The organism is Dapis purpurea BLCC-M126 (assembly GCF_050015975.1).
GTDB lineage: Bacteria > Cyanobacteriota > Cyanobacteriia > Cyanobacteriales > Microcoleaceae > Trichodesmium.
The window spans coordinates 1-14,157 of the sequence record NZ_JBNHER010000274.1; the positions used below are offsets into that span (position 1 = coordinate 1).

The following is a 14,157-nucleotide window of genomic DNA, read 5'->3' on the forward strand; positions in this document are numbered from 1 at the left end:
CTTCTACTGTAATGATTTTGGCTTTATTATAAGTGATCATCCGAACATGATATTACTTGTTCAGATTCTTGATTAATTAATTTGAGATATGCTGGATTAACTAATTGGTAGTTATAGTTTGTATCTAATAAACATATAGCCTCACCACTTAAGGAAAATATTCGTTCGTATATTCTTAAATTCTCATTGATTTTAGGCATATTTATCTTGAAAAAATCAACAATAATAAAATTATATAGCATTTCCTATACTGGTATAGTTATAATTAGAGCTTCGTAGTATTACTCTAGCTCTATCTATACTGAAGACTAGAGCAATACTACAAACAAAAGCTTTTTTATCACTTATTATCCGGACATCATAATTATTCCTCCTACCTCCTGATACCAAATCCGGTTATTAAAGGGTGCTTGTTCCATCCCTAAATTTCGATGTACAGCAAAGACTTCAACTTTTTAAAATACCCTATTACTAATGCGGATTTATTATGAGTTCTTCTACCTAAATACTATCAGTCACACTACTAAAATTAAACGCTTTTACCCTTAGCCCAGGCAAAACACTATTACCATAACGATCTACTTTGCTCACAGCATCTACATCTCTTAACATATCTGGCAAAACCTGATTAAATCGCAAATTTTTAATCGGATAAGCTACTTTTCCATCCTCAACCCAAAAAGTACCATCCCGTGTCATCCCCGTTACTTCCAAAGTACGGGGATTCACATAACGCACATACCAGGAACGATTCACCAAAATAGCTCGCTCCGTCTGGGAAATCAGATCGGCCAAACTTTGCTCAGAACCCTGCATCACTACTGGGAACATAGAACCAGTAGGTTGCTTTCCTTTTTGAGCTGCCCAATAGCGACTATAAGATAAGGTTTGTGGCACACCATCTTTGATTACTTCTAGATAATGATTACTCAACCCATCACCAGAAAAATTCCCTAACTGCAATAAAGGATGACCTGGATAACGCTGTAACTGTACCAATGGACTAAACATTTTTTCCCCGACTCGGTTGCCCTCTGGTTTCCCAGTGTCGTCGGTACGCGACATAAACGATCGCCCCTCATCTGCTGCTCGTGCATCCAGATTAAATATTAGCCAAATCAACAAATCAGCTAAAGCAGCTCCACTAAAAATCACGGGATAAACACCCGGACTAACTTCTTTGGGTTGCCGAGAAGCAAAGGCGCGGTTAATCAACTCTTCAGTCATACTTTGAGTAGGTAGTTGATTTATTCCCCAGGCAGTGCGATGACTCCAACTAGAGCCATTTTCGATCCTTGCCGTAAAACTAAAGTCTGCTTTTGTATATTTATTACAGGCGCGTAACCCAAGTGAGTTAGCGATCGCTCCTAAAGATGTATCTGTACTCAAAGTACCGGAGCCATCTACTGCTGCTTTGGCACTCATGCCACATATCTGTTGGACTATTTCTCCTCGTGCTAAGGGGGAAATAGTTGCAGTCAAATCATCAAAGGCGGGAGTACGATTTTCGTATTGTTGAGGTTCGAGTAGTGGGACCCACTCTGGGTCTTGTGGGGCGATGCGGGCCAGTTCTTCAGAACGGCGAATAGTGGCTGTAATGGCATCTGGATCTAGTTCTGTAGTCGAAGCGGTGGCGCTGCGAGTGCCAAAATAACTGGTGATATTAAGTCCAAATTTTGTTTTGCTAATATTTTGGCTAATTTGATTTTCTGAGTATCGAGCTAGGGATGATTCGTTGTTGCTAAGACTAACGAAAATACCTTCGGCATCTGATTTTTTTACGGTTGTTTCTACTAAGGATAATGCTTCGTCTTGACTGAGAAGATTTTGTTTAATTTCTGTGGGCATTTCAGTTATCAGTTATCAGTTATGAGTACCTCCAGCTGAAGCTAGAGGCTATTGACCTTATTTCTTGGTCTTTTTTGGTTGAGATTTTGATGAGATTTTTTCATTTTGTAGTATATACTTTAGTTGCTTACAGGGTTTGATCTTAAGAGGTTGTCAATTCCTGTTGAATTGAAGTATAATTGTAATATAAAAGGCGCTCCTCTGATTGGTTTTTTCATAGAGCGCCTGGAACAAAAAGTTAAATCACAAGAGGATTATATCATGGTTAATTGCATTGGTATTCAATCCACTAATTTTTCCCGGGAAATAGATTCAGAAATTCAGCCATTAGTGCCATTAGAAATTAAGATTGAAAGTGTTAAAGTTGTTGGGACTGCTCAAACTCCCCAAATAGTTTATCGCACATCAAAAGGACGGTGTAGCACTTTTTTATCTAAAGCAAAATTTCTGAATTGTTTACTATGTTTTTTGCAAATTAAACAGCGCCATTTTAGTAAAATTACAAGTTATAATTTGCAGAATTCTGGGATTAACATAGATGGAGAAAATGGCAAATATTTTATTATTTATTCGGAAATATACGCTTTTCTCGAAAGATATAATCGAGCTGCTTTAGAAAAGTTAGAAGTTGAGTTAACTTCTGTTAGTTCTGTGGTTAGGAATCCAATTAAAGGAACTGTAGCTGAGGTAAATAATATTGGTTGTAGTTGTGCCGACATGGTTTATCGTCACACAATTTGTAAACATCAAATTGCTACTCATTTGTATTTACAGTCAAATGGATGGGGTTCTTTAGCAGAATATTTACAACAAAATACAGGGAAAAAGTGGCAGGAAAAATTATTAGCTATGGCTGAAGTTGCTAAATATGATTTAGGTCTTTGAAACGGAATAGGGAATAGGTATGGAGGCAACAGGTAACAGAGGTTCCTATCCAGTAGCATCAGTTGTTACTTGTTGCCTGCTATCTTCTATAGTATTAATATTGTTTTGAAACGGAATAGGGAATAGGTATGGAGGCAACAGGTAACAGAGGTTCCTCCAGTAGCATCAGTTGTTACTTGTTGCCTGCTATCTTCTATAGTATTAATATTGTTAGGTATATAAGTTATTTCTCAGATTTATCCGTACTAGAGAGCATCAAAGATAGAGTATTAATTTCTGGGGAAGCTACTAAAAGATTTTGGTCAAAAAGTCTATGCCATTGACTGTCTAATGTTAGAGAACGAAAACTTAAATAAGGAAAATTTTCAAAGTTTTTTGTCACAGGTAGAAAGCTATTGCTAGAATACATTGATTTAATATAACGCTGAAATTTTTCTCTAATTTTCTCTTTAATTTGATTAAATTTCAAGTTATTTGTTTCAGTTAGTTTACCAATAGTAAGGGTAGATGTATGGATAGCTAAATATTGGTCAGAAAAACTTTTTTCATCTCTTAAAGTTTGTGACTCTTCTAAATTTTCTATTTTCCGAATAATATCTAATACATCCTTGGCTCCGTTTTGAAGACTTAATGGATATTTTTCAGATTTGCTAATTATAGTTAAATCGTTAAATAGTTGCTGCAAATTCATATTATTAATTGTACTGAGACTAATTTCATAATTCTCAGTACCCTGATTATTTAAAGGGATAAATATCAAACCACCATTTATATAAGCATTTTGTAGTTTTCCTATTGCCAAAAAATCACTAAACAACCCATTATTTTGATGAAACTTATGAAATTTATCAATTAAACCGAGATAACTATTTAGTTGCTTTTTAATTTCTCTCTCTTCCACAGCAAATATTTTTTCTAGTTCGGTTTTTAATCTATTAATAACAACATCTTTAAAACCAGTATTTATATAAGTTTTTCTCAAACCATTGACGAATTCTGAAATAGTTTCTCCTATTGATTGACCAGGGGATGAAATAGCTTTTCCTCCAACTGGAATTACAGCACAATTAAACTTACCAATATTTGCCGTTCCAGATATACGAGTTTTTACAGCAGCTTGGAGAGTTGCCATTAATATTAACAAATTTGAGAGACTTTCTTTATATGCTAATTCCCGATTTTCGGAGTTATATAATAATGTAGAACTAATATAAAACTTGAGATACTTTTCTTGATGTTTTTCTATATTTACATCTCCACGACCTCTATAGATAAGTTGAGTAATTTCCATCAAATTTCTTTCTATTTCAAAATTAGGAATTACTGCTAATATATGCCTCACTCTTTTAAAAGATAATCCTCTTGAAGCACTAGCAGTCATAAAAATTACATCTACTTTATCTTGATATTCTGAGATAGAAGCTCTGTCTAAAATATCAGAATGAATTATTAGGTAATGTTCTTTTTCATTAAAATCTTTGCCTTGAGCTGTGAGTCTATTTCTCAAATTATCGATAATTTCTTCGAGTCTTCTTTTATTTTGGATATAAACAATAGTTGGCTCGTTTGCCATCCTCAATTCAATATCATCTAATAATCTCTGATTTTGTTTTTTCTCTAATTTATCTCTGACTTTATACTCCCTATCTAAGTTTTCAAACTTGAAGGTATTAATCAGAATATCGTATTCAACTTTTAGACTCTTAGCAGGATAACTAGAAGTATTTATTGCCCATCCTTGTAATTTATTAAATGTAAATCTTTGCAGAATATTATTATTATTTCCTCTACCCGGACGAATATAAATTTTGCTTGACTCCGGGTCTTGAGATTGTAAATAATCATTAGCAACTGAAATATCGGCAAGGGAAGCATCTGCGACGATAATTTTAGTATTAAATTTATGTCGATTATCTAACAATTCATATTTCTGTAGTTTCTTGATTAATTCATGGAAAAAATACACACCTCCATCATCACCAGTAATTTCATCAATCATAATTATGATATTAGGAATTACTCTAGATATTTCCCGCATTTTTTGAGGTAAAATTTTCCCATCTCTTTTGTCATAAGCAGCAGCAAATATTTTGTCGAAGTGGTCTAGTGTTAATCTACCATTTTCGGCATTTTTCTTGAGAGATTGTGTGGCAGATGTAGCTACTATATTAATTCCCATATCTTGGTTTTTATAGAAATTTACTAAATCAGTTATTGCCGAAAAAATAGAATCTAAAACTCCTCTATTTAGATTTTCATTAGGAACAATTTTATCGCGAGATTCTCTAGATGCTATTTGTTTATAGCTCCCATCAAAATCTTCATTTTCCAGAAATTGAACACTTGTAGATTTAGGCAAATTTACCAGACTACCTTTAATACAACTTACAGCTTTATTACCTCCATTGGCGCGGATTAAATTTGAGTTACTTTGGAGATAAATAAGATTTTGACTGACATTTCCATCCTGATCTTTAAGTTTTTCTTGTATATCTTGATTGACAGAAATTCTAGGTGATAGATAAATAAATAAATAGTTACTTTTTAATTGTTGAAGAAACTCAACCACCGCCGTAGTCTTGCCTATTCCGGGGGCACCTTGAAGTAAAAGCAAATTATCCTCTTGACTTAAAGCTTTTATAACTTCTTGTTTGTGATTATCTCGCTCATTTGCCGTATTTTTAAATTGATCTATTTCCTCCCTATAGGAAAAATCAAACTCTTCTTTCTCTGTGGGAATATCAGTTTTAATATCTCGAATAAAATCCCGTGAAAAATTCTTTTCAAACTCCCTGAATATTTGATTAAACACTTTATTTTTAACTTCTTTCCTAGCTGCTTCCGAATTTTTTTCCCTGACTTGTTTGTACAAAGAACCACAATTTTTGAGAAAAGTTAGAAAACCTTGATTACTGCCATTACCAGTAACTGCTTGCTCCAGGCGATCGCTAATTCCTAAAACCTGAATATGGGATAATTCAGAAGAATTAAATATCTGATTTTCTGCGGCAAATTCAATAAAATTATCTGCATAACTTCCTGCTTGAATAATTTTCACTATTTCCTTATCAGTTTTGGGAAAAGCATTAATTTTCTCATCAAATTTTGGCAGTAAACTGAGCAAATAATCTCCATATTTATTCTCTACTAAATTTTCCTCGTTTCCGATATCGACTCCCACCCAAGAAAAAATACTTTTACCCCGACGGTAGTTGTACTCTTTAGAAATAATTTTCTCAATAGTTTCATAATTTCTGAGAGGTTTAATATCAATTAATTCTTTCAGCACAAAAATTGATAAGTCGGCAACAAATAAAGCATATCTATCTTCCTGGGTACGACTATCTTTTTGTTTCAAAAGTAAAATACAGTCTGAGTTTAAAAATTTTCCCGTACCTTTATATTTTTCAGGGTTTCGTATTATCCCCAGTTGTTTTGCAGGAATATCAAGAGAATAGTTTTCTCCATTTTCATTCTTACTTATTTGCTGAATAGTATTGTTATCCCAAAAACAACATTGGAAATATTCAACAGTCACATTTTTTGCTTCCCACTTTTCCGGTTTACTTTTAGACGCTGGTTTATATTTCCCCCATCTAATATAACGCAACCAGTTATCAACCAAAATATTTGCTTTAACAAAACCCGTAGTAAATATATGAAACATCCAGTCATAAACCTCATCTCTTTGTGGAGGAGAAACAATACCAGTATCATCAGCGATCGCCTCTGCTAAATTCCTGAGTTTTAACCTCTGTAAAAAAGGTAGATAAATATCGTATTTTCCGGGAATATTATATGCTCGAAGCAGATTAATAATTCCTACATTAAACCCATTTTCAAAGATAAACCCCGAATGTTCTCCAATACTAAATTTTCCCATCTCACTAACCTATAAAAATTTTTTGCGTAATTATATTTTGCCACGATAAAGACGTCTCAGACAAACCTAACCCCAGGAAAAATTTGCCACATTTGTCTCAAGTCTGGCGAGAAATTCTGATTTTTCCAGCAATATTTGACTTGCGCGTTTTTTGCCAAGACATCTCCAGGGAAATTTACCACCCCTCCACCATAAATTTCTCAAATATATTTTCTTCCTTATCAGAAAGTAAAGCCAAATTTTTCCCAAATTTTCTCTATGAGAAAAACGACACCTCAGACAAACCTACTCCAAAGAAAAATTTGCCACCCTTGTCTGAAGTCTCGCCAGAAATTCTGATTTTTCCAGCAATATTTGACTTGCGCGTTTTTTGCCAAGACATCTCCAGGGAAATTTACCACCCCTCCACCATAAATTTCTCAAATATATTTTCTTCCTTATCAGAAAGTAAAGCCAAATTTTTCCCAAATTTTCTCTATGAGAAAAACGACACCTCAGACAAACCTACTCCAAAGAAAAATTTGCCACCCTTGTCTGAAGTCTCGCCAGAAATTCTGATTTTTCCAGCAATATTTGACTTGCGCGTTTTTTCCAGAGACATCTCCAGGCAAATTTCCCACCCTTCCACCATAAATTTCTCCAAAATTTTCTCTTCCTTTTGAGAAATTACAGCCAAATTTTCCCAAATTTTCTCTATGAGAAAAACGACACCTCAGACAAACCTAACCCAAGGAAAAATTTGCCGCCTTTGTCTCAAGTTTCGCCAAAAATTATAATTTTTCCAGCAATATTTGACTTGCGCGTTTTTCCCACAGACATATTTTGGCAAAGCAAGCCATCCCTCCACCATAAATTTCTCAAATATTTTCTCTTCTTTATCAGAAATTACAGCCAATTTTTCCAAAATTTTTTCTCTAGGAAAAACAGCACCTCAGACAAACCTAACTCCAGGAAATATTTGCCGCCTTTGCCTCAAGTATTGCCAGAAATTATGATTTTTCCAGCAATCGTTGAGTTGTGGATTTTTCCCAGAAAAATTTCCAGGGAAATTTCCCACCCCTCCACCATAAATTTATCAAATATTTCCTCCTCCTTTTGAGAAAGTACCTGGCAATTTTTCCAATATTTTTTCTCTAGGAAAAACGGCACCTCAGACAAACCTATCCCAAGGAAATATTTGCCGCCTTTGTCTCAAGTCTGACTCGAAATTATGATTTTTCTCAAAGATGCGACTTGTAAATTTTTCCCACAGATATTTCCAGGTAAATTTACCATCCCTCCACTATAAATTTATCAAATATTTTTTCTTCCTTTTGAGAAAGTATCTGCCAAATTTCCCCCAAATTTTATGTATGGGAAAAACAGCATCTCAGATAGACATAACCCCAGGAAATATTTGCAACCTTTGCGATAAGGATAATCATAAATATTTTTTCCAAAAAATTAGCCAACCACAGAATTAAAGACTTCATAAACAAATGCCAATAAATTAAACCTAGCGGAAGATTGTGGGTGATAAAATTTAGTAGACTTGTATCCTACCTCCTCAAAAATATCCTTATAAGGATTAAGTTTAATAGGTTTAATAGTTGGAAATTCACCAAATTTTTCATTTTTAGCATAATGCAGCATTACCATAAACAAAAACAGAGTATCCCTGTCAGAAGTATTAGTATCTTTGGCAAATAATCCATGTATAATTTCCCTATTCTCTAACACATCTGCTGCATAAATATTAATCGGACAAGCATAACTAATGACACTATTATAAGAGTTGTTTTTACCAACTTCCTCTAAATTATATAGATTTAAAAATGCAGCAGCATTTATGGTAAGAGGTTCAATTTTACTCACATCTTCTACAGAACCTAAATAGTATGAACATCCTTTATCCTTATTGCTTCGTTTTAAATCAAAAATTCGATAATTCGAGACAAAGACTGGGTATATAGTTATGGAATTATTTACTGCCTTCATCTGTTTAATAACTTCACTATTCATAAAAAATAATCTCTCTGTATCATCATCTTTTTCTTCATCTGCCAGAGAAAAGTTAAACTTATCTTGATAGGGTGTCTTTGAGACATAAAAAATGTGTTTATATCCAGCTTTATCTAACCGACTTACTTGATCTACAACTATACTTGAGGCAAACCTTTTGTTACTAAATTCGCATTTACAAAAAGAGCCAAATGATTTGATTTCAAATAATGTATTTTGCCTGGTTATCGTGTAGACTCTGCCAAATACAATTGATTTTTTTTCGTCTCCTTGATGTTGAGCATCGCACTCGTGACTCGACACAACAATAATTCCTACTTTATCAATTTTAGACTCCTGGAGAAAATCTATTTCTTTCTCTAATTGAACTTGACTCGGAAGTTTTGAGTATAGAGACAATCTTGCATTATTATTTTTGTATTTATTTGGAGTACTTATATCCAAACCTTGCGTGCTGCATAAAATTGATTGTTCTATATCTAGAACTAATTCTAAGTCTTTACAGAAAGTAGCAATAAAAGTATCGAAGGAAGTCGAATTCTCTGCACTCGAACTTTGACTTCTGAATAAGGAAATAAAAGTTTTGATTCTCTCCTTGGGATTATTTTTTGTAATTGAAAGTCTTTCAGATAAAACCAAAATTCCCAGGATCACAATAATGCTATAAACTATCTGATAATAAAAACATTCTTTGCGTCTATCTTCAATACTTTGTACTTCCGATTCTAAATTAGTAAATTGTCGCGAACTGTCGTAGGTAACAACTACAGATTTAGGATAGTTTATCAGAGTTTTTCTTGGTTGTATCTTTTTAATATCGAATTTTTGTTTGCCCGATATAATTTTTTCACCCTCTTCTTTTGTCAAACCAGGCAGAATTTTTTGTAGTTGTTCTAACTGTAATTTTTGAATAGGAGTCCAACCTTTACTTACCCATAGTTTTAATAGTTCTGTTCGCTCAACAAACATTACAAGTAAGTGTTGATATTCCCCATCATTAACTAAAGTAAATTTTCCTGTTTCTGCTTCACCTTCTAGTTTGTACCTAATATCATCAATCTCTACTTTTACTTGGATATCATACAAATTATTTTCGTCTCTATCTTTGACAAACTTGAGAAACTGCAATGCCGATTTAAAACTAATACTTTGGTTTTTTTGAGATAGTTCATCTGTTAAAAAAGATTCATTGTCTAAAATTTCATTTAGCTCAGATGGATGTTTTAACAACCCCTTTCTCAAACTTAAATATCCATCGATTTGAATAGTCTGCCAAGCTGCATTTTTTTCAGAGCATATATTTTTGATATAGCTAACAATTTTAGTTAATTTTATTTCTGCCTGTGACTGCTCTTTTAGATAACTAGAAAAGTTAGTTAAAAATTGTATTTGTTCTGCTTCTGTAGTGCTTGTTGATAACCTCTGAAAAATACGCTCTACTACTTTCTCTTGCGATTCCTTGGAATTATCAAACTCATAAAATATAAAGCAGTACAGAAATATAATTTTTACCAACTTCCCATAAAAACCTGCTTTTCTCTTATTATCATTTCCACGCTTTTTAATCTCTGACTTATAACCCTCTTCACTCTCAGGATTTAATAATTTACAATTATGCTCAAATACGTTTTTACTACTTGTATAATTTGTTCTACCATTCAACTTAAAATCTATAGCATAAGTAAATTCATGCCACTCTTTAGTTTTATCTAATCCTTCTGCTTGACGATCTTCAATTTTTACTTTTACAGGTAAGAAATCCCATTTATCCCCTCTGCCAAATAAATCTTGCAACTTATAATCATTGCCAAATAAACTAACAGTATGTATATCCCGGCTTAAAAAGTCGTCAAATTCTTTCAGACGATGCAAAAAATCTACTAAAAGTTCATATCCTTCACCTTGTTTTTTGGCATTAGGTATTTTGTCTATAAAAATTTCTAGAAATTCCAGAGAAATATCGGCTCTAATTTTTCCTGTAATTTCTTCCTGAATTAATTTCTTCAGATTATTAATTCTAGAGTCGCCATCTTCAGAAATATCATCATACAAATCATTTAATCTATCAATTTCATCCTCATCACAACTACTGTAAAATCCGTTTTCTCTATTTAGTTCATTATGAATTGCTGCTAACAAATGTTGGTCAAACTCTGTAGGAATTTTTATCCTTATCTTACCTCGGAAATGTTTTTGAGCTGACTCATTAGCTTTAACATTGTCTGTGTTGATTCTTTGTAAATTTAATTGTCTCTCTTGCTCAATTGAAAAATTAAAGAAACCAGGAGCTTCAACAAATTTTTCTAAACTGCTGAGAAAATGTTCTTGCCATTTCTGAATAGATTCGGGATTATCTTGCTTAATCTTTAATATTTCATCTAACTGTAATTTTAATTCTTTTTGAATTTTCCGAATATTTTCTCTAAATAATGATTCATGGGCAAAATTGACAGATGCCGATTTTGTAGATCCTCTTAAAGGTGGTGGAAAATCGTCTGGTTTTTGTTTTGATAGTTCAATAACAAAACCAGTTATGCGCTCTGCTAGTAAAGTTAGTCTGTTATCTTTGTCTAAGAAAAATGCAGATTCTTTTTGTGTCTTTTCATTGCCTTGAAGAATCTGTAAGATTCCTTTTAATATTGGTAAATAGTTGACTCTAGACAGATTATTATCCCTTTCTTCTACTCTTGAACCCATTATTTTTTCCTTTTATACTTACAATTATAACAATCCTAAATGATTTTATAAAAAAACTGTAGGAGTTGGGTTTTCAAATCACATTTTTCCTTGGGTTTGGAGACCAAACCCCTACGATAAAATTTTACAACATAAGGGCAAATTGCTAGATATCCAAGCATCATAAGTATTGCCATAAATTCAATATTTTGTGGGAAATAAGTAGGCAAAAAAATTCACTAAAATTTCTTTTTTAATCAGATATTTTATTTCTCATCCAGAGAGCGATCGCTCCTAAAAAGAATAACCCCATTAAACCTGCTAAGGGATTTCCATCTATTCCAACTAACCACTCTCCAACCTCTTCAGAATATTTCACTAAATTACCCACATTAATAATGTAATATCCCCAAACTAAACCACTATGAATACCCATCGGTAAACCCAATAATTCCTGTTTTTTCTTAGTACCTTGATCTGACTTTTTTCCACTACTACGTTTTGCCCAAACAAAGATTAAACCCAATAAAACTAAACCAGGAAATTGCAGCCAAGTTCGCAAAATTTCCTCCAAAGGTTTAATAAAATGTAGCACTGCATAAACAAAACTACTCACCCACAAAACTACTTTTGCTTGATAATTTCTCTCCAACTCATCCAACAACCAACCCCGAAATAATAACTCTTCAGCAAAACCAATAACTAGAGAAACTAATAAACCTTCAAAAATAAATTTCACTAACTTTTCTGAGGGTGACTGCCATACTACCCACCCCAAAAATGTCTCTAATATAAACAGACTAAATAGACTAAATAAACCTATTCCTAAACCTTGGAAAAATTCTTGAAAATTACGCCTATTTATTACTAAACCGTAGCGATATAATAAGTGGGGTTGCTGATAAACCTTATGTCCCCAAAACTTGACTAAAATAATAAACTCAATGTAGAGTAGAGCGATCGTCAAGATACTCTCTATATTAACATTTTCCACCAAAAAATATATTGGTGCTGCCAATGGTATCCATACCAAAAGTAATGTTAAAATGAAAATTCCGATTCTTACAGGAGCGGAAAATTTTGCTACTTTGCCGAATGTTAAATTAGGCATAAAAACTTTGACACAAACAAGAAACCGAGTTCCTAAGTAGAGAAACCCGGTTTCTATTATTAGAAATAAAATCACTCATCAGGTTCTATGGTACTAGTTAGTCCATGATTTTTCAAATTTTCGCAGTAGAACTCAGCAGGTTCTAAAGCACAGATAATTACCAATGCAATACCATTAGAGTGAGCTTCCATCATTATACTAACTGCTTGGGGTTGAGTTAAACTCGGTACAGTCTTCATCAATACTTGCACTACATACTCCATGCCGTTAAAATCATCGTTATGGAGTAAAACACGATAACGAGGGGCAGTTTTGCGGACTGTGGAAGTGGTAGGTTTTTCTATAGTCTCTACAGACACTATTCTATCCTGCTTACTTCAGCAAACTAATATTACGTTTATATTTCTATACCATAACATAAAACTTAATATTACGCTTATAAGTTAAATTTTTTATTTAACTTTTTTTGTCATCTGACTTTTTTATTGTAACTCTTGACTTAAAAATCCCTGACTTGAAAATTGTCATTGCAATTAATCAAAACAGGTATTTTTTATCCTTATTTATCAAAATAATTGGGTCTAAAACCCTGCCTTAATTAGGGAAATATTTTTGGAGGGTCGATAAAATACTAGTTACAAAAACAACTTCTCACTTCTGTACGGGTGATTAGTTTTTACGAAACATTCCGCAGGAAATCATCCCTTATAAATTCTGACTTCGTTAAATCTACTCAAGACTAATTCTTTCCCTGCTAAAATTTATAGTTGTAGAAATATGTTAGGAAAAACATCAATCCAGCTTTGCCCATGATTAATGGCCCAAAAGCCACTCAAATAACTTAAAAGAAAATTGTATATGAAACGTAGAACTCAAACCACTAGCCAACCATCCAGATTCAATTATGCTACTCTGGCAATTTTAGGAGGAGTATTTGTTTTGGGTATTGGTATTGGCATTGCCTTTAGCTCCACTGCTAATTTCACCCCACAAAACGTGGCCTCTCGTGAATTTATAGATCGCAGCGTACCTAACCCCGAACTTTGTGTACAGTTTGGAGCTAGTGCAATGGTAATGAATATGCGCGTTTTCTTGACTTTGAACCCTTTTAATGTATATATATCTCAGCCAGGTATAGAACCAGGATGTGTCATCCGCAGAAATAACTGGGCAATTTTAGAGCAAAGAAAATTAGTCAACAATGAAGAAGTGCGTGATTGTAAAAACCGGATGAACACCTTCGGATATACAGGAAATATCAACGATGAACCAGAGATTGATTGTATTTATCAAAACGACAGCGCTCAAAACCTATTCTTGAAAAACCAACTAGGACCAGGCTTTGCTCCACCTGAAAATAATAATTTCTAAGGCAATAGGAAACAGTACATATAGTAGAGACGTTTTATAGAACGTCTCTACAAGAATATTTTATTTATAACTCAATATAGTTTAGATAAGACTACAATCAATCTGATCGGGAATCTAAAAATAAACTTTTAACATGACAGATTTGCGTAAAAAATACTTAACTGAAATTCATTGATTTATAACTAATTAGGGTTTGCGCTCAAAAGTCTTTTAGTAGGAGTAGGAGACAACCCACCCCTAACCCCTCCCAGGAGGGGGATACAGGATAAAGGAGTAACGGGGAATTTAGAGAAGGTAGAATTCAAGAATTGAGAATTGAGAATTGAGAATTATATCATGTTCGGATGATCACTTATAATAAAGCCAAAATCATTACAGTAGA

At 33.3% G+C, this 14,157-nt stretch carries 11 protein-coding genes; 2 read left to right on the forward strand and 9 right to left on the reverse strand.

The genetic code is table 11. The annotated features are described in order from the left end of the window. Positions 1 to 26 precede the first annotated feature (26 nt). Both ACP6PL_RS25385 and ACP6PL_RS25390 read right to left on the reverse strand, forming a co-directional pair. Positions 27 to 200: a hypothetical protein gene (locus ACP6PL_RS25385; RefSeq protein WP_426548115.1), complete on the reverse strand. Its 174-nt coding sequence runs from the start codon at positions 198 to 200 to the stop codon at positions 27 to 29. Between the two features lie 301 nt (positions 201 to 501). Continuing rightward, entirely contained in the window at positions 502 to 1,848 is a 1,347-nt protein-coding gene (locus ACP6PL_RS25390) for a TldD/PmbA family protein (protein WP_426548116.1), read from the reverse strand. A gap of 261 nt (positions 1,849 to 2,109) precedes the next feature. Between ACP6PL_RS25390 and ACP6PL_RS25395 the strand changes: the two genes are divergently transcribed. Continuing rightward, the gene (locus ACP6PL_RS25395; RefSeq protein ID WP_426548117.1) at positions 2,110 to 2,733 is read left to right on the forward strand and encodes a hypothetical protein; all 624 of its coding nucleotides are present in this window, start codon (positions 2,110 to 2,112) and stop codon (positions 2,731 to 2,733) included. A gap of 223 nt (positions 2,734 to 2,956) precedes the next feature. Here the strand turns inward: ACP6PL_RS25395 and ACP6PL_RS25400 are convergent, their stop codons facing one another. From ACP6PL_RS25400 to clpS, 7 genes are all read right to left on the reverse strand, one after another. Then, a complete protein-coding gene (locus tag ACP6PL_RS25400; protein WP_426548118.1) occupies positions 2,957 to 6,616 on the reverse strand; it encodes a hypothetical protein in 3,660 nt (1,219 codons plus the stop codon). A 66-nt stretch (positions 6,617 to 6,682) separates the two neighbouring features. Then, positions 6,683 to 6,820: a hypothetical protein gene (locus tag ACP6PL_RS25405; RefSeq protein WP_426548119.1), complete on the reverse strand. Its 138-nt coding sequence runs from the start codon at positions 6,818 to 6,820 to the stop codon at positions 6,683 to 6,685. Positions 6,821 to 6,872: 52 nt separating this feature from the next. Then, a complete protein-coding gene (locus ACP6PL_RS25410; protein ID WP_426548120.1) occupies positions 6,873 to 6,998 on the reverse strand; it encodes a hypothetical protein in 126 nt (41 codons plus the stop codon). A gap of 93 nt (positions 6,999 to 7,091) precedes the next feature. Beyond that, complete coding sequence (locus ACP6PL_RS25415) at positions 7,092 to 7,292, reverse strand: hypothetical protein (RefSeq protein ID WP_426548121.1); 201 nt, start codon at positions 7,290 to 7,292, stop codon at positions 7,092 to 7,094. A gap of 767 nt (positions 7,293 to 8,059) precedes the next feature. Next, positions 8,060 to 11,314 (reverse strand): hypothetical protein, encoded by a 3,255-nt coding sequence (locus ACP6PL_RS25420; RefSeq protein WP_426548122.1) that lies wholly within the window; start codon positions 11,312 to 11,314, stop codon positions 8,060 to 8,062. A gap of 232 nt (positions 11,315 to 11,546) precedes the next feature. Next, a complete protein-coding gene (locus ACP6PL_RS25425; protein ID WP_426548123.1) occupies positions 11,547 to 12,404 on the reverse strand; it encodes a CPBP family intramembrane glutamic endopeptidase in 858 nt (285 codons plus the stop codon). 71 nt (positions 12,405 to 12,475) lie between these two features. Continuing rightward, the gene (gene clpS / locus ACP6PL_RS25430) at positions 12,476 to 12,763 is read right to left on the reverse strand and encodes an ATP-dependent Clp protease adapter ClpS (RefSeq protein ID WP_426548124.1); all 288 of its coding nucleotides are present in this window, start codon (positions 12,761 to 12,763) and stop codon (positions 12,476 to 12,478) included. Positions 12,764 to 13,262: 499 nt separating this feature from the next. Between clpS and ACP6PL_RS25435 the strand changes: the two genes are divergently transcribed. After that, entirely contained in the window at positions 13,263 to 13,775 is a 513-nt protein-coding gene (locus tag ACP6PL_RS25435; protein ID WP_426548125.1) for a DUF3172 domain-containing protein, read from the forward strand. Positions 13,776 to 14,157 lie beyond the last annotated feature (382 nt).